This is a genomic window from Acidimicrobiia bacterium, assembly GCA_016650365.1.
GTDB lineage: Bacteria > Actinomycetota > Acidimicrobiia > Spongiisociales > JAENVV01 > JAENVV01.
The window spans coordinates 16,705-32,500 of record JAENVV010000148.1; the positions used below are offsets into that span (position 1 = coordinate 16,705).

Sequence of the window (15,796 nt, forward strand, 5' to 3'; positions counted from 1 at the left end):
CCGGGTTCGATTGATCTCCTATAGCTCTGATCGTCCGGTTAGTGCTCTACCCAGGGTCACCGTGTCCGCGTAGTCGAGATCTCCGCCGACCGGCAAGCCAGAAGCCAGGCGGCTCACCTTGACTCCGAGCGGCTTGAATTCCCTGGCGATATACATGGATGTCGCATCGCCTTCAATGGTCGGGTTCGTTGCGCAGATCAGCTCAGTGATGCCTTCGTTTTCGACCCGTCGTTTCAGCTCGTTGAAGCGAAGCTGGCCCGGTCCGATCCCATCAATCGGCGACAGGGCCCCTCCGAGGACGTGATAGCGACCGGCGAACTCTCTGGTCGACTCAATGACCGGAATGTCCTGAGCTCGTTCGACGACACAGACGATATCCGGGAGCCGTCGTACGTCTCGGCAGATGTTGCATTCGTCTCCGGCGGTCACGTTGTAACAGCGAGCGCACAGTCCGATTTGCTCCTTGACGTCGATGACTGCCTGAGCCAGGCGACGGGCGTCGGCTTCCTCTCCGTTGAGAAGATGAAACGCCAATCGTTGAGCCGACTTTCTACCTACACCAGGTAGCCGGGAGAGCTCGTCGATGAGTCTCTGGATAGGTCCTTCAAACATCAGCCGAGCAAGCCGCCGAGGTCCAAACCACCGGTTAGCCCGCCCATCTGTTCGGCGGCGACGTCGCTAACGCCCCGAAGGGCGGTGTTGATAGCGGCTACGACCAGGTCACCTAGCATCTCCGGGTCGTCGGGGTCGATGACCGATGGGTCGATATTCACCGTCAGCACCTCTCCGGAGCCCTTCACGATGGCGGTGACCACGCCGCCCCCGGCCGAGCCCTGGAACTCACGCTCGGCCAACTCGGCTTGAGCGGTGGCGAGTTGCTCTTGCATTTTCTGGGCTTGCTTCATGAGTTGGCGCATGTCGGGTGGTCGCTGAGTCATGGCCTGAGTGTAGAACGTCCCGGGAGAATCACGGTCGCGAGCTATTGGTCCATGGCGATGCGAACGGCATCGTGCAAGGTGTCGGCAACCGGAAAGCCGGTGGCAACCAGGTCAGCGCGGTGATGTGACCCGGATGCAAACATCACCGCTGGAACCCGGTTGGCGCGGGCCGCCTCGGCGTCGTCCAGCGAGTCGCCGATGACGACGTATGCGCCGGGATCATCCGGAGCAGTCGGGTGAGCCAGCAGGGCGCTCAGGTGAGCGCTCATTGACGATGCTTTTAGGGCCCCACTGCCATCGCGCAGTCCATCGATGCGGATCATGTACCGGTCGACCCCGAACGTGACAGCTTGTTCCAGGACATGATCATGCGGGGCCATCGAGAGGAGCGATTGACTTTTTCCCTGCTCGGCGAGGTCCCCGAGGATCTGATGAGCACCGACGGAAAGCTCCGCTTCGACCATGCGTCTGGCGTAGGCCTCGTGGAACGTGTCGTCGAGTTGGCGCCATTCCGTGCCGGTGATCGGCCTCCCAAGCATCCGCTCGTAGAACACCGACACCGGGCGGGTGAAGAGTCTGGCGTGGTCTTCGAGGGTCAGGGTCGGGACTCCGAAGGCGGCGACCGTCTCGCTCACCGCGTCGACGACGACGTGAATATCGTCGAGCAGAGTGCCGTTCCAGTCCCAGATGACATGTTGCATTCGAGCACCCTACCGGTCGCCCGGTGTCTGGACGACTCTTGTGGTCGGGCCTCAGGGTCCGGCGAGATGGTCGATGACCTCGTCGTAGACCTCCCCGATGATTGGCCAGGCGAAGCGCTCAAGGGAGGGTCCTGCGATGTCGGTGATCGTCGATCGGTGGTGCGGATTGGTCAACGACGCCGCCAACAATTCGACTGCCTGGCCTGGCGTGTCGTATAGGCAGACGGGGTGGATCTGTTCGGGAAGTAGTTCGGGGTACGAGAGACGTCGAGGCAGCACGGGAAACGCTCTGGCAGCGATGGCTTCGGCGACTCCGACCCCGAAGAATTCGTGGTTGGCGGTGCTGACGACGATGTCTGCCTCCGAGACCAAGCGGTCGTATTGGTGGGCGTCGGCGTAGCCGAATTGGATGATTCGATCCCCGAAATGTTGTTTGGTCGCTTCGAATTCGGTCGGGGTTTGTCGGAAGTTCTCGCCGGTCAAGGCCAGGCGAAAATCAATCCCCTGCTTGTCGACCGCGTACAGCATCTCAAACATCCCGATCGGGTCTTTGTCGTACTCCCAACGCTGGTTCCACAACACGAGCGGGGGGAGTGACGGAATTTGACCCGGAGTCCGGATGGGGATCCCGACGCCGATCACCGCTGTCTTGTCGCGGACCCGGTCGATGAGGTGAAGTTGGCGGTAGTCGGGAAAATTCTTGAGGAAAGGCCCGACCGCGTCAAAGAAGGCGTCCTCGTGGTAGTGCGTGTTGAACAGGATTTGGTCGGCGGCCACCATCGATCGCCAGTTGACGAATCCGTAGCTCAGATCTTCGCCCCGGGTCCGGGGTGAAAACGGGTAGGTCAGCTGGTTTTCGTGCATGTACAGCAACGACGGTGGGCTCCCGAGCTGCGATCCGGCCAGTCCGAGGAAGGTGGCGAGGTCAAGCATTGACGATGCCACGATCACGTCGGGTCGGCCTACTTCGTCAGCCAGTTCAAGCGCCTGATGGGCGAGGGTGACCGGTCCGCCGTGCATCCGCCACTTCCAAAACCGCCCTTCCATGGTGAGCAGGTGCACGTCGTGACGGGAGGTGGCTTTCCAACCGTCCGCCCACGCCTGATGTGACCCCGTGTAGTAGGGCTCAATGAGGAAGACTCGCACCTGTGAGCTACTCGTCGAGCGTGCCTTTGAGACGGTCAAGGCGATCCAGATTGTGGCGTGCGTGCATGAAGCGAATCGAGCCGGTCTTGGAGCGCATCACAACCGAGTGGGTGGTTGCGCCGTGGCCGAAGAAATCCACTCCTTGGAGGAGTTCGCCATCGGTGACACCGGTAGCTGCGAAAAAGATGTTCTTGCCGCTCACCAGATCCTTCAGGGTCAGGATCTGGTCGAGGTCGTGCCCGTTGTCGGCGGCGTACTGGTGTTCACTTTCGTCGCGCGGCCACAGCTTGCATTGAATCTCGCCCTCCATGGCCGTCAGCGCGGCGGCGGCGATCACCGCTTCGGGTGAACCACCGATCCCGAACAGTATGTCGATACCCGAATCGGGTTCAGCGGTGGCGATTGCCCCCGAAACGTCTCCATCCGAGATGAGTCGGATGCGGGCGCCGGCCTTCCGAACTGCGTCAATGAATGGTTGGTTGCGGGGGCGGTCGAGGATGATCGCCGTAAGGTCATCGATGTCTTTGTCACGAGCCTTGGCAACCTGGCGTAAGTTGTGCGCAACGGGGGCCTCGATATCAATCCACCCGGCCGCTTCGGGGCCGACGGCGATTTTGTCCATATAGACAAGGCTTCCCGGGGAATACATGGTGCCGGCTTCGGCCAGGGCAATAACTGCGAGCGCCCCGGGTCGACCGGCCGCCGTCAGTGACGTTCCGTCGATCGGGTCGACAGCCACGTCGACCTTGGGTCCAAATCCGGTCCCGACCTTCTCTCCGTTATAGAGCATCGGAGCTTCGTCCTTCTCGCCCTCACCGATGGCAATGGTGCCGTCGATGTCGATGGTTGAGAGGATGATTCGCATGGCGTCGACGGCGGCTTGGTCAGCTGCGATCTTGTCGCCTCGCCCTTGCCATCGAGCACCGGCAATGGCGGCTGATTCGGTGACTCTGGCCAGTTCCAGGCCTAGGTTTCGTTCGGGAACCTCTGTCATGCCGGGACCTCCAAAATCAGGGCGTCGCCTTGTCCGCCGCCTCCACACAAGGTTACGGCGCCAAGGCCGCCTCCGCGCTCGCTGAGAGCGTTGATCAAACTGACGACCAATCGTGCGCCGGTGGCGCCGATCGGGTGGCCCAGCGCCACGGCTCCGCCGTGGACGTTCACACGATCTTCTGGTATTCCAAGCATCTGGGCTGACCAAAGCGCAACTGAAGCGAAAGCCTCGTTGATCTCGACGGCGTGGAGGTCGCCGGCCGAGAGGCCGGCCCGTTGGAGGGCGACCGCCAGAGCCTCGGCTGGCCGTTCGTGCAGGGAAGGATCGATGCCTCCGATCTGTCCGTAGGAGCGGATCTCGGCGAGGATATGGAGCCCTTCGGATTCGGCCGCCTGGCGGTCCGTCACGATGACCGCCGCCCCGCCATCTGAGATCTGGCTTGAGTTGCCGGCCGTAAGCGTGCCCGTCGCTCCGAAGGCCGGCCGTAGGCCTCCCAAGCTGTCGGTTGTCGTGCCGGCACGGATGCCTTCGTCCTCACTGATCACCAGCGCTGACCCTTTGCGTTGTGGTACCTCAACGGGCACGATCTCCTTCGAGAAGACTCCGTTGCGAGTGGCGGTCTCTGCGCGAACGTGACTCCTGGCGGACCACTCGTCCTGACGAAGGCGATCGATGCCAAGTTGGTCATTTTTGATGTCGGAAGCCTGGCCCATCGAACAGCCATCGAACGAGCAGTAGAGGCCGTCGTGCATTATCACGTCGATGAGTTCTGCGTCTCCGAGGCGAGCCCCCCACCTGGCCTTGGGCATGACGTACGGAGCGTTCGACATCGATTCCATCCCGCCCGCAACGACAAATGTCGATTCGCCGAGCAACACGGATCGGTTGGCCATGCCAATGGCCGCCAGGCCCGAAAGACACACTTTGTTGATGGTCACCGATGGGACCGTCATCGGCAGTCCAGCTTTCACGGCCGCCTGTCGGGCGGTGATCTGGCCTTCTCCTGCTTGGAGGACCTGGCCGAAAATGACCTCATCGATCCGACCTGGATCCAGGTCGCCCAGCGCCGCCCGAATGGCAATGGCGCCGAGTTCAACCGCTCGTAATGGGGCGAGACCGCCGCCGAACTTTCCGATTGGTGTGCGCTTTGCACCAACGATGACTGCTGTCATGGATTCCTCCTGTAGTGGTCCATCGTACTCAAGCCGTTTACACTCGAATCGTGCGCCTGTACAACGTTGACCATGTGGGGATCGCCGTGTTTGATCTGGACGCGGCCCTGTCCGATTACGAACGCCTGTATGGCGTCTCTCCCTTGTACCGTGAAACGGTCGAGGCGCAGGGAGTCGAGGAGGCCATGATTCCGGTGGGTGGCTCGTTTGTGCAGCTTCTTCAGCCGTTATCGGCCGATTCTCCGGTCGGCCGGTTCCTGGCGAGTCGCGGCGAGGGTCTGCATCATCTGGCGTTTGCGGTTGATGACATTGAAGTGGCTTTGAGTGAGTTGGCCGAACAGGGCGCTCGCCTGGTGGATACCGTGCCACGACCCGGCGGACGTGGTGCCCGGATTGCCTTTGTGCACCCCTCGACTCTGGGCGGGACCCTCATTGAACTCGTAGAGTTGTCCCATGATCATTAGAGGTGGTGCCGGGCCGCAGGAAGCTGCCGCGATAGCGGTCGTGGTTGCTTTGATCCACGAGGAAGAAGCAGCGCGACGACCCGCCTATCGGCCCGAGCCGTCTGCCTGGGTGGCGGCCGTCCGGCAGACTCGTAGTGGTCTCCGCGCCGCCCCTCCGCCTCCCAGCTCGGCAGTGGTGGGCAAGCCGAGTCGGTTCGTCGACCAAGCCCATTGAAACTGCGCTCGGCGAATCGGCTATTTCTGGCGCTTTCGCTCATCGGGTTGATTGTGATAGCCGGGCTTCCATTTGGCGGATGGGTGCGGTGGTCGCTCACATCCGAACGACCCATCGACGTTCTCGTCTACGACTCGACCGTCGTTGACGATCTGCGTCGCGAGCACAGTGGGGTAGGCCTGATGATGACATATCTGAAGGTGCCGTTCAACGGTGCCACCGACTATGTCGGGTCGGGTCCTGGCGGGCTTCCGTTCGGGACCTGGCCCGATGAACGCCCCGACCTTGTTTTGTTGGTGGACGCCTACGGGGTCTATGTGAATGAATTGGCTGACGTTGATGCGAACGGGACCGTCAGAGTCAGCCAGACGTTCCCACCATCGTTCGCTCGCGATGTAGCCCGATGGGCCGACGAGGGCACGGTGGTGATGGCTGAGTTCAACATGATGCATGAGCCGACCGATCCGGGGACTTCGGAGATGCTGCAGTCGATCTTCGGGATCGATGCCACCGGTTGGGTGGGGCGCGCCTTTGAGGATCTGCAGGATGCCGGCCCGCGTGTGCGGAGCCTTCATGCCGGTGCGTGGGACTATCAGGGACCGGGGATAGTCATTGTTGGATCCAGCGTTGGTACACGCACACGTGATCCGGCCCTCGTTGTGCTGCAATCCGCCGATTTGGAGAGTCCCCGACCCCGCATCACCGGCAGTTCGGCGGACGAACGTGAAGAATTGGACGTTTCCTTTGACTCATGGTTTGCCCTTATAGAAGCGGATTCCGGTGCCGATACACAATTGTGGATCAACCTCCCGGTCAATGATCGGGGAACTGTTCTTCTCGAGGAATGGGGTATCGCCCAGCGTTCGCCTTTCCTCGTTTGGAATGACAACACGGTGTACGCGGCAGGCAATCTTGCTTCTACTCCGGCAGCATTTCCGGCGCGCCACATAGCGGGCGCGCTGCCGGTAATGAAGCGTTTGGCGGCTGACGGAAACGCGGCCTTGTTTTACCGCGTCTATGCACCGCTCGTCGAGCGGTTGGTTCAAATGGCAGATAGATGAGATAACGAGCGACTAAATCCATCGACAGCGCCCGGGTGACGGTAGTGGAATTGGCGCATGAACAAACCAAAGATTCTCGTCGTCGACGATGAACGGGCTGTTGCCTTTCTGTTGACGCGCTCCCTTGAGTCGGCCGGTTGTGAGGTGACTGCCCTCGCCGACGGTCTCGAGGCATACGAGCGCGCGTTGGCCGAACGATTCGATGTCATTCTGATTGATCATCTTTTGCCGGGACTGCTCGGCCAGGAAGTCGTGCAACGGTGGCGCCAGGCCGGCCTGGCAACCCCGGTCATCATCGTCTCGGGGGTCTCGAACGAAGAAGACATTGTGCGTTCACTCGAGTCAGGCGCCTCCGACTACGTTCGGAAACCCTTTTCGGTTCGGGAGATCATTGCCAGAGTGAAGGTGCAAATCCGCGATCGGCCTCAGAATGGCTGATCTGGCAGTGGCAGTTTTCATCGGCCTCGGCGGGTTGGTCATCATCGCCGCCGTCTCTCTCTTCCTTCTGAAGGCAGTGAGCGGGGCTCGCCGTCGCCGGATTGCAGCCCGGCGGGCCAGATTCGTCGATCTGGTCGGAGAGCTCATAGTCCGCGGTGACCCCGGATCTCGAAATTTCCGTCGATACGCCGGTGATCCGGAGTTTCGATCCGTGGTGCTCGAATACATGCGCATGCTCCAGGGAGACGATCGACTCCGGTTGCTCACGGCGGCCCGTGACATGGGATTGGTCGACCGTTTCCTCAAGGGATTGCGGTCAAAAGACCGGGACGAACGGGTGAGTGCCGTCGAGGCGCTCGGCGAAATCGGAGACCCCACGACCGTTACCGATCTCGTGTTCATGCTGCACGACATCGTTCCCGAGATCCAGGTGCAGGCGGCTCCGGCGCTGGCTCACATCGGCGACCCGAGTTCCGTCAAGAGCCTCCTGGCCGGCATGGAGCAGCAGGACGAGTGGCATGCCCAACGGATAGCCGACGCGCTCTACTCGTTCGGACGCGAGGCGGTGCCCGAGATGGCCCGCTATTTGCAAGGGACCGGTCGATACCGGCCTTTGATCGCCCGAACGCTTGGACTCATCGGTGACATTCGGGCCGAAGGATCGCTGATTCAGGCGCTGTCTTCGTCCGACGCCGACCTGAGAATGAGGGCAGCTGCCGCGCTCGGGAGAGCCGGAACTCCCCGCGCGGTGCCCTCATTGCTGGAGCTTCTCGCAGACAAACAGTGGGAGGTCCGCGCCCAGGCCGCCTCGGCGCTTGGCCGCCGGACCGACCGTCAGGCCATACCCTGGCTCCGGAGAGCACTCAGTGACCAGTCCTGGTGGGTCCGGCACAATGCTGCCGCAGCCCTGGTCGAGGTGCCAGGCGGAAACGAGGCCCTCCGTTCCTCGCTGGGACATCCCGACCCGTATGCACGCGATGCGGCGGCCGCGGTACTGCTGTCGTCCGGGGTCGCCGGTGAAGCGGTTGAAGCGCTCCGTTCAACAGAACCAACCGACCGGCTAGCCGCCGAGGATCTCATTTCCTCCCTGGTTCAAGCCGGGAAGGCAGAGTTCTTCCTGGTCGCTGGTCTCAATCCCGAGTATGTCGACGCCCTCCGGATGCGGGTCTGAGCGAGAAGGTCCCCGGCGTCGACCCTCGTACCGACCAGAATGGGTTCAACCGCGACCTGACGGTACATCATGCTCCACACCATCGTTCAGACGTTCAACTTCTTCATCATCTTTTACGTCATCCTGATGCAGATTCAAATCCTTTTTGTGGCAACGATGTCCTATCGCGCCCTGGCTTCCGACCGGTTCGTGACCCGGCACGGTCGCATTCAGGACATGATCACCTCAGATACCACTCCGCCGATTTCGATCGTTATCCCGGCGTACAACGAAGCGACCGGGATCGCCGACTCGGTTCGGTCCATGGCGATGCTGCACTATCCCAATATGGAAATCATCGTCGTCAACGACGGTTCGAAGGACGAAACGGTTCAGCGGATGATCGAAGCCTTCGATATGGTGCCGATCGACTTTCCGTTTCGTAATGCCATCCCCACGCAGGAGATACGACGGTTGTACAAGAGTCGCTTGCCACATCCCGTCGTACTGGTCGACAAAGAAAACGGTGGCAAGTCCGATGCCATCAACGCCGGGATCAACGTCTCCAAATATCCGTACTTCATGGCGACCGATGCCGAGATGGTTCTCGAATCCGAAGCGCTCATCCATGCGGCTCGCCACTTTGTGGAAGATCGGGAACGAACCGTGGCCGTCGGTGGCAATGTTCGCCCGCTCAACGGTTGCGAGGTGCGCCTCGGGAAGGTGACCAAAGTCTCGCTGCCTCGAACCGCGATTGAGATGGCCCAGGTCGTGGAATACATACGATCGTTCCTGTCGGCCAGACCCGGTTGGTCCCGGATGGGATCCCTGCTCATCATTTCGGGCGCCTTCGGAATATTTTCCAAGGCGGCGGTGACCGAGGTCGGCGGCTTTCGGAACGACCACCTCGGTGAGGACATGGAGATGACCATGCGACTGCATCGGCATTTTCGGAGGAAGAAGCAGGACTATCGCATTGTGTACTCGGCCGATGCGGTGGCTTGGACCGAGGTACCGGTCACCTGGAACGTGCTCAAGAAGCAGCGGGTTCGTTGGCATCGGGGACTCATTCAGGTCATCTGGCAATACAAGGGCATGATTTTCAATCCGCGCTACGGGTTTGTCGGGATGGTGGCATGGCCATCGTTCATCGCCTTCGAGTTCATCGCGCCAGTTCTCGAATTCACCGGATGGATTCTCATTCCGATTTCGTTGCTCACCGGTTTTTTGAACCCGGAGGTGGCTGTGCCGCTCATACTGATCGCGTTCCTGCTGGGCACCGCCAACTCGATTGCTTCCCTCTTTCTTGACGATCGGTTCGGCTACTACTCAGACGGACGATCGACATTACGCCTGTTGATGTACACGCTCGGGGAGCATCTCGGGCTTCGGCAACGATCGGTCTGGTGGCGGGTGCGGTCCCTGTTCTGGAACCCGAAGAAGAAAGTCTGGGGTGACATGCAACGGACGGGGGTTGGAAACCTTGGTAGTAAGACCGGTCCTCAACCAGGAACGCTGAGGAACGTTCCCCCGGCGGCTTCAGTCCCCGGCCCGCCTGGCGAGTCGTAGTTCTGATAGCTCCCGTCCGCCCAGCACCCTGGTCGTAGCCAGGTAGAGACTGCCGACCACCACCGTCGCCACCAGAAGGCCCGTCAGGCTCTCGAAGAGGCTCATCGAATCCGCCGGGCCGGTGACGATCCGCACCGTGTACGATCCGACCGCTCCTGCCAGCAGTGCCGACAGAGCTGACCGACCGGTGACACCGGCTACGGATCTGCCCTCGGCTAATCCGGTCTGGCGGTACCAGGACAGGGCAAGGTGGAGCGTGTATAGCGCCATCGTGGTCACACTGGCAGCTGCCAGGCCCGATTGACCATACCGGGCGACAAACCACCAGTAGATGCCCGCGCCCAGTACGGTCCACAAGGTGCCGATCGCGACCGGAGTCCACATTTTGCGTCGGGCGTAGAACGCCCGGGAATACACCTGGTGGGCTCCCCACAACGGAATCGACAGGCTGTAGATGGCCAGTGCAGTGGCCACTGCCACCGTGTCCGTGCTCGTGAAGTCACCTCGCTGGTAGGCGATCCGTACGGCTGGTGCCGCCGCCGCATACGCGGCTGCTGCCGCCGCAAACCCGGCAAAGATGGTGTATCTCAGGGCTCTGGTCAGGGTTGCTGAGAGTTCGGAAAGCTTGCCCTCTTCGGCCAGCCTGGCCAGATACGGATAGGCGGCGACTCCTGCCGCCTGGGCGATGATGCCCACCGGAAACATATTGAGGCGGCGACCGAAGTACACCTGAGAAATGGCCGATTCGCCGAGGGTCTGGCCGAAGATCGGAATGAACTGTGCGTCGAGAACCGCGATTGACTGTCCGAGCATGAGCGGGAGGGCCAGTCGGAGATACTCACCGATAACCGGCGCTCGCCAGGAAGTTCCCGGCGCCCACCGCAGGCCGACCTGTCTGGCACCGTATAACTGAAGGCCAAAGTTGCCAAGGATCGACCCGAGCAGGGCACCCCAGGCGAACCCTTCGGCGCCGTCGAGTCCGAGGGATGGTCCCAGAACCCCCCCGACGATGATCGCCAGGTTATAGACGAGCGGTGCCAAAGATGGGAGGGTGAATCGGCGGTGGGCGTATTGAACGGCGGCCAGCAGCGAGCCGAGCATGAAGAACGTTTGGGCGGGAAGGACAATTCGGGTCAAGTGGGCTACTTGAGCGAGCTCTGTGGGGCCGAGAGCCACGGTGGCGTCGCTGTCGAGAAGCCGGGGGAGGGCGACATATACGAAGTCGACCAAATGATCGGAGAAGACCATGGCGGCGGCGGTGACGGCGACCATGACGGTCGTCACGGGTTTGGCGATGGCTGCAAAAGATTCCCACTGACCTGCTTCATCATCCGCGGCGAGGTGACGGGAGAGAATCGGTATGAACGTGATGGACAGGTACCCGCCCGCCATCAGGTAGTACAGAATGTCCGGGATGGCGAATGCCGCCACATAGACCCCCGACTCGGTACCGGCCCCGAGTAACGCAGCCATGACCGACTCTCGCACGAGTCCGAGGACTCTGGAGACGAGGATGCCGGCCGAGACGATCAGGGCGGCCCGCCCCATTCCTTTGGTCACCGGTTGGCTTCTAGCTCTTCCAGGACGTGATCAGGAACGAGCAGTTCTCCCCGGCCGGTTCCCAACTCGAGACCCTCCTTGTAGGTACCGTGGTAGTCGGACCCTCCAGAAGGGATCAGCCCGAAGCGTCTGGTGGTTTTGGCAAGTTCTTCTTGTTGGGCTCGGGCATAGTCGCCGTAGTAGCACTCGATGCCGGCCAGCCCGGCGGTCGCCAGGGTCTCCATCGCCTCAGCATATTCGGCTGCCGTATCGAGGCCCAACGTGTGAGGATGGGCGATGATGGGTACGCCTCCCGAAGCCCTGGCAAGCCTGATGGCCTCTTCGGGATCGAGTCGCTCCCGGCCGAGGTAGCCGGGTCGACCGGTTGCGAGGAGCTCGTCAAAGACCGCGGGAGGATCCGGGAAATAGCCCTTCCCGACGAGGATGGCGGCCATGTGCGGCCGGCCGACGACCCCACCACCTGATTCCTCAATCAGTTCCTCCATCGTGATGTCATATCCGAGGGACTGGAGCAGCACGATCATCCGGTCGTTGCGGGTTTGACGGGCCACCTGAAGATCAGCCAGTCGATCCTGGAGGAGGCCTTCGGGGCTGAGAAACAGCACGACCATGTGCATGCCGCCCCTGGTCCATTCGAGCGATAGTTCGACGCCCCGAATGAGTCGGACACCAGCCAGGTCGGCGGCCGCCTGAGCCTCTTCGAGGCCATCAAGGGTGTCGTGGTCGGTGAGAGCGAGAGCGTTGAGCCTGGCCGATACGGCGTTGGCAACGAGTTCGGTTGGACTATCCGACCCATCCGAAACGCGAGAGTGTGTGTGCAGGTCGACAGCCATGATGCGACGGTACCGCCTTTTGGGTAGGAACGGCGTCTTTACGGGTTGATCGTGATTGACTCGATATAGATCGTCTCAGCCGGTTGGCTGATTTCGGGAATCACTCCCAACTGCACCTTGATGGCCGCGATCTTATCGAGAACGTCCTGGCCGGCCGTGACGACCCCGATCGGACTGAAATTAGGAGCGCGCGTCGATTTGTCAGCCAGCACGATGAAGAACTGGCCGTCGTTGCGTTGGGTTTCGTTCAGTCCCAGGGCCACCACCCCTCTCGTGTACTCGAAGTCCGCAGGTGGCTTCTCAGCTTGAAAGGTGAAGCCGGGATTGCCAAGGCCGGTAGCAGTCGGGTCACCGAACTTGACGAATTGGGGGAGGAGTTGATGGGCGGCGGTCCCGTTGTAGTAGCCCTGGTTGGCAAGAAACGCGAAAGTGTTTGCGGCGGTCGGAGAAGTGGTCAGATCGAGAGCTATTTCAATGGTCCCGCACGACGTAACAACAGTGGCGGTGGCGTTTTCCGTCAATCCTTGGTCGGTGGCTTCCGGGAAGGTTTGTCGGGTTGTGATCTCGGGGGGCGGGTTGCCACCGCACGCAACGGGAAAGGTTCGAATCTCATCGTATGTCTCGCCGAGTGGACCGGCCTTGCTGCTGAGTATGGATGCCAGGCCGAGGACGACCACCACAATGATCGTCGCTATCCCGAAACGGCGCAGCGTGGCCAGCAGCTGTTTTCTCTGGGCCTGTTTTTGCCGTTGTTTGCGGGCCGCTTCTTTGTTTGCCTTTGAGCGTGACACGAGGCGGCATGTTAGATCGTCAGAAGGGGGGTTTGGTCGAGTACGTCGGTTTGGTGATGACGGGATGCATGCCGAGTGCTTGTAGACTTTCCCTGTCGGCGCTGCGAAGAGACTTCTCATGGCACTAATTGTTCAAAAATTCGGTGGGACTTCGGTGGGAGACCCCGACCGCATCAAGCGGGTGGCCCGGCGCATTGCCGATACGAGCCGCGCCGGGAACGAGGTGATCGTTGTGGTCTCGGCCATGGGAAAAAGCACCGATGACCTGATCGCCTTGGCCGCAGATATCACTCCGGATCCGCCAGCCCGTGAGATGGATATGTTGCTAACTGCCGGCGAACGTATTTCGATGGCTCTGGTGGCCATGGCACTCCATGCCGAAGGGGTCGAAGCCGTCTCACTGACCGGTTCCCAGGCCGGCATCCTGACGGACAATGAGCACGGATCGGCCAAGATCACCGAAATTCGTGGTGATCGGATCCGCAATAGCCTCGACGAAGGGAAGGTCGTGATCGTCGCCGGTTTCCAGGGCGTTTCACCCGATACCAAAGAGGTGACGACGCTCGGTCGAGGAGGTTCTGATGCGACCGCCGTGGCGCTGGCCGCCGCTCACCACGCCGAGGTCTGCGAGATCTATACCGATGTTGATGGGGTGTTCACCGCCGATCCGCGGGTCGTTCCCACCGCCAGGAAGCTCGACGAGATCTCGTTCGACGAGATGCTTGAGTTGGCATCGTCAGGTGCCGGGGTACTTATGGCACGGTCGGTAGAAGTCGGTCGGCGCTTCAACATTCCAATACATGTTCGTTCATCATTTCACACGGACCCGGGCACCTGGGTAAAGGAGACAACCATGGAGCAGGCGATCGTCAGTGGTGTTGCCCATGACACCTCGCAGGCCAAAGTAACCGTCGCCGGTGTGCCGGACACCCCCGGGGTGGCGGCCCGGCTCTTCGAAGCGATGTCTGGCGGTGGGGTCAACGTCGACATGATCGTTCAGAACGTCTCCCGTGCCGGTCACACGGATATCTCCTTTACGGTCCCCCGCATCCAGGCTCAGCAGGCCGGGCGACTGGCTGAAGCGGTCGGTGCCGAACTTGGCTCGGGTCCGATCGATCTGAACGAATCCATCGCCAAAGTCTCGCTAATCGGGGCCGGCATGAAGTCAGAGTCAGGTATCGCCGCCCGGGTCTTTCGGGCATTGGCTGACAAGTCGATCAATATCGACATGATCTCGACCTCGTCGATTCGTATATCGTGTGTGGTTCCCGAAGCTGATGTGAACAATGCGGTCGGAACGCTTGTTTCGTTGTTCAACCTCGAAGAGGTTGCAGAGGAGGTCGGAGCATGACCCTGTCGAATGTTGGCATCGTCGGAGCGACGGGTGCCGTCGGTCGGACCATGTTGGCCATCCTTGAAGAACGGGATTTCCCCGTCAAAGAGTTGCGCTTGTTCGCATCGGAGCGGTCGGCCGGCACTGAGGTCGCAACCAAATGGGGTCCGGTGATCGTAGAGAATCTGGCCGGCGCCGACCCGGCGGGCCTCGACATTGCTCTCTTTTCCGCGGGTGGTGACCGTTCCAGGGAGTTCGCACCTCGCTTTGCGGCGGCCGGTTGCACGGTGGTTGACAATTCCTCGGCCTTCCGGATGCGTGACGACGTTCCTCTGGTGGTGGCCGGGGTGAACAACGACGCCCTGGCCGGGCACGGCGGGATTATCGCCAACCCGAACTGCACGACGATGGCCCTGCTCATGGCGGTCGGTCCGCTTCACCGGGTAGCCGGGCTTCGATCGATGGTGGCCACTTCGTATCAGTCGGTGTCCGGGTCCGGGATGGCCGGCATGGATGAGTTGGTGCGCCAGAATGCTGCCCTCGCCGCCAATCGGCAAGGATTGGTGGACGGCTCATGGCAAGAGCCGGGCGACAACTTGTATGTTCGTCCGATCGGCTGGAACGTGTTGCCGTTTGCCGGCAATGCAGCAACCGAGGGCTACACGGACGAAGAGTGGAAGCTTGTCAACGAAACCCGCAAGATTCTCAGTGCTCCTGGCATCGCGGTCGAACCGACCTGTGTGCGGGTCCCGGTAATGGTCGGCCATGGCATAGCCGCCACCATGATGTTCGATCGATCGATTGACGTTGCCGAGGCGACTGCCGCGATCGCAGCCAGTCCAGGGGTACAGGTCTGGGAAGACAAGATTCCCACCCCTCTCGACTCGGCTGGCATCGACGATGTTCTCGTCGGGAGAATTCGACCGACGGTCGGTGAACGGGGTGGAATCTCCTTGTGGGCAGTCGGCGACAACCTTCGCAAGGGCGCCGCCCTCAACACCGTTGAGATTGCCGAACTGTTGCTCGCCTAGCCGGGTTCTCTAGATTCGGGTTGTGAAGATCTCGACCAGCAGGTTGAGTAGCCCGGTCGTGACCGTCCCGTTGGCATCGCTACCCACGGACTTTCGTTGCCAGCTGAGTGGCAGGTCAGGGTCCATCGCCGCCAGTTCGTGACTGGCGGTCGATCCGACGGTTGATTGGGAGAGCTTGGTGATTTCACCTGGATCGGTCCATAGGGCGACGCATGGGTTGCAGACGTCGACCTCCATTTCACCTAGCCGGTGGGTCAGATTCACTGGCGTCATCGGAGAGCTACAGAAAGGGCATCTGAGGCCCTCGTAGGAGACTTCGTCGGCTGCCCGAATCAGCTGGTTTCGCTTGGCGAAGCTGAGTAGTAGCCCGATGTCGTTGTTGTTCGACAGCCGTCCGTTAC

18 protein-coding genes are annotated in these 15,796 nt (G+C 61.1%); 8 read left to right on the forward strand and 10 right to left on the reverse strand.

The window, feature by feature from the left end:
- Positions 1-18 precede the first annotated feature (18 nt).
- From recR to JJE47_08910, 6 genes are read right to left on the reverse strand one after another with little or no spacing between them, the layout of a single operon-like run.
- Positions 19-612 carry a recombination protein RecR gene (gene recR, locus JJE47_08885; GenBank protein MBK5267536.1) on the reverse strand — a complete coding sequence of 198 codons (594 nt, stop codon included), beginning with the start codon at positions 610-612 and terminating at the stop codon, positions 19-21.
- Positions 612-938, reverse strand: coding sequence for a YbaB/EbfC family nucleoid-associated protein (locus JJE47_08890; protein ID MBK5267537.1), 327 nt, complete (start codon positions 936-938; stop codon positions 612-614). Before JJE47_08890 ends, recR begins: the two co-directional genes overlap by 1 nt.
- A 41-nt stretch (positions 939-979) precedes the next feature.
- The gene (locus tag JJE47_08895) at positions 980-1,639 is read right to left on the reverse strand and encodes an HAD family hydrolase (protein ID MBK5267538.1); all 660 of its coding nucleotides are present in this window, start codon (positions 1,637-1,639) and stop codon (positions 980-982) included.
- A gap of 51 nt (positions 1,640-1,690) precedes the next feature.
- Positions 1,691-2,824: a DUF3524 domain-containing protein gene (locus JJE47_08900; GenBank protein MBK5267539.1), complete on the reverse strand. Its 1,134-nt coding sequence runs from the start codon at positions 2,822-2,824 to the stop codon at positions 1,691-1,693.
- Positions 2,793-3,779 (reverse strand): class II fructose-bisphosphatase, encoded by a 987-nt coding sequence (gene glpX / locus JJE47_08905; GenBank protein ID MBK5267540.1) that lies wholly within the window; start codon positions 3,777-3,779, stop codon positions 2,793-2,795. The genes JJE47_08900 and glpX overlap by 32 nt, the downstream gene beginning before the upstream one ends.
- Entirely contained in the window at positions 3,776-4,951 is a 1,176-nt protein-coding gene (locus JJE47_08910; GenBank protein ID MBK5267541.1) for an acetyl-CoA C-acetyltransferase, read from the reverse strand. The genes glpX and JJE47_08910 overlap by 4 nt, the downstream gene beginning before the upstream one ends.
- Positions 4,952-5,001: 50 nt before the next feature.
- On the opposite strand from JJE47_08910, the gene mce reads away from it, so the two are divergent.
- The 6 genes from mce to JJE47_08940 all read left to right on the forward strand — a co-directional run bounded on the left by mce (position 5,002) and on the right by JJE47_08940 (position 9,847).
- Positions 5,002-5,415, forward strand: coding sequence for a methylmalonyl-CoA epimerase (gene mce / locus JJE47_08915; protein ID MBK5267542.1), 414 nt, complete (start codon positions 5,002-5,004; stop codon positions 5,413-5,415).
- Positions 5,405-5,629: a hypothetical protein gene (locus tag JJE47_08920; GenBank protein MBK5267543.1), complete on the forward strand. Its 225-nt coding sequence runs from the start codon at positions 5,405-5,407 to the stop codon at positions 5,627-5,629. The genes mce and JJE47_08920 overlap by 11 nt, the downstream gene beginning before the upstream one ends.
- On the forward strand, positions 5,626-6,690 hold the full coding sequence (locus JJE47_08925) for a hypothetical protein (protein ID MBK5267544.1): 1,065 nt from the start codon (positions 5,626-5,628) through the stop codon (positions 6,688-6,690). The genes JJE47_08920 and JJE47_08925 overlap by 4 nt, the downstream gene beginning before the upstream one ends.
- Before the next feature lie 57 nt (positions 6,691-6,747).
- Positions 6,748-7,128 carry a response regulator transcription factor gene (locus tag JJE47_08930; protein MBK5267545.1) on the forward strand — a complete coding sequence of 127 codons (381 nt, stop codon included), beginning with the start codon at positions 6,748-6,750 and terminating at the stop codon, positions 7,126-7,128.
- Entirely contained in the window at positions 7,121-8,299 is a 1,179-nt protein-coding gene (locus tag JJE47_08935; GenBank protein MBK5267546.1) for a HEAT repeat domain-containing protein, read from the forward strand. Before JJE47_08930 ends, JJE47_08935 begins: the two co-directional genes overlap by 8 nt.
- A gap of 69 nt (positions 8,300-8,368) precedes the next feature.
- Positions 8,369-9,847, forward strand: a complete 1,479-nt coding sequence (locus JJE47_08940) for a glycosyltransferase family 2 protein (protein MBK5267547.1) — start codon at positions 8,369-8,371, stop codon at positions 9,845-9,847.
- Here JJE47_08940 and murJ read toward each other — a convergent pair.
- The 3 genes from murJ to JJE47_08955 are packed head-to-tail and all read right to left on the reverse strand — an operon-like array spanning position 9,818 to position 13,031.
- Positions 9,818-11,407 carry a murein biosynthesis integral membrane protein MurJ gene (gene murJ / locus JJE47_08945; GenBank protein MBK5267548.1) on the reverse strand — a complete coding sequence of 530 codons (1,590 nt, stop codon included), beginning with the start codon at positions 11,405-11,407 and terminating at the stop codon, positions 9,818-9,820. The two genes, JJE47_08940 and murJ, sit on opposite strands and share 30 nt — an antisense overlap.
- Positions 11,404-12,240, reverse strand: coding sequence for a PHP domain-containing protein (locus JJE47_08950; GenBank protein ID MBK5267549.1), 837 nt, complete (start codon positions 12,238-12,240; stop codon positions 11,404-11,406). The genes murJ and JJE47_08950 overlap by 4 nt, the downstream gene beginning before the upstream one ends.
- A 38-nt stretch (positions 12,241-12,278) precedes the next feature.
- A complete protein-coding gene (locus tag JJE47_08955) occupies positions 12,279-13,031 on the reverse strand; it encodes a peptidylprolyl isomerase (GenBank protein ID MBK5267550.1) in 753 nt (250 codons plus the stop codon).
- Between the two features lie 118 nt (positions 13,032-13,149).
- Here JJE47_08955 and JJE47_08960 point away from each other — a divergent pair, with 118 nt between their 5' ends.
- Positions 13,150-14,382 (forward strand): aspartate kinase, encoded by a 1,233-nt coding sequence (locus tag JJE47_08960; protein ID MBK5267551.1) that lies wholly within the window; start codon positions 13,150-13,152, stop codon positions 14,380-14,382.
- Positions 14,379-15,395, forward strand: coding sequence for an aspartate-semialdehyde dehydrogenase (locus JJE47_08965; protein ID MBK5267552.1), 1,017 nt, complete (start codon positions 14,379-14,381; stop codon positions 15,393-15,395). Before JJE47_08960 ends, JJE47_08965 begins: the two co-directional genes overlap by 4 nt.
- Before the next feature lie 9 nt (positions 15,396-15,404).
- Here the strand turns inward: JJE47_08965 and JJE47_08970 are convergent.
- A partial coding sequence (locus tag JJE47_08970; GenBank protein ID MBK5267553.1) for a zf-TFIIB domain-containing protein occupies positions 15,405-15,796 on the reverse strand: 392 nt, incomplete at its 5' end.

Coding starts and splice junctions, on each gene's coding strand:
- JJE47_08950 (MBK5267549.1), bottom strand. CDS start 12,240: ATGGCTGTCGACCTGCACACACACTCTCGCGTTTCGGATGGGTCGGAT.
- recR (MBK5267536.1), bottom strand. CDS start 612: ATGTTTGAAGGACCTATCCAGAGACTCATCGACGAGCTCTCCCGGCTA.
- JJE47_08960 (MBK5267551.1), top strand. CDS start 13,150: ATGGCACTAATTGTTCAAAAATTCGGTGGGACTTCGGTGGGAGACCCC.
- glpX (MBK5267540.1), bottom strand. CDS start 3,779: ATGACAGAGGTTCCCGAACGAAACCTAGGCCTGGAACTGGCCAGAGTC.
- JJE47_08935 (MBK5267546.1), top strand. CDS start 7,121: ATGGCTGATCTGGCAGTGGCAGTTTTCATCGGCCTCGGCGGGTTGGTC.
- JJE47_08895 (MBK5267538.1), bottom strand. CDS start 1,639: ATGCAACATGTCATCTGGGACTGGAACGGCACTCTGCTCGACGATATT.
- JJE47_08890 (MBK5267537.1), bottom strand. CDS start 938: ATGACTCAGCGACCACCCGACATGCGCCAACTCATGAAGCAAGCCCAG.
- JJE47_08965 (MBK5267552.1), top strand. CDS start 14,379: ATGACCCTGTCGAATGTTGGCATCGTCGGAGCGACGGGTGCCGTCGGT.
- JJE47_08920 (MBK5267543.1), top strand. CDS start 5,405: ATGATCATTAGAGGTGGTGCCGGGCCGCAGGAAGCTGCCGCGATAGCG.
- JJE47_08910 (MBK5267541.1), bottom strand. CDS start 4,951: ATGACAGCAGTCATCGTTGGTGCAAAGCGCACACCAATCGGAAAGTTC.
- JJE47_08940 (MBK5267547.1), top strand. CDS start 8,369: ATGCTCCACACCATCGTTCAGACGTTCAACTTCTTCATCATCTTTTAC.
- JJE47_08930 (MBK5267545.1), top strand. CDS start 6,748: ATGAACAAACCAAAGATTCTCGTCGTCGACGATGAACGGGCTGTTGCC.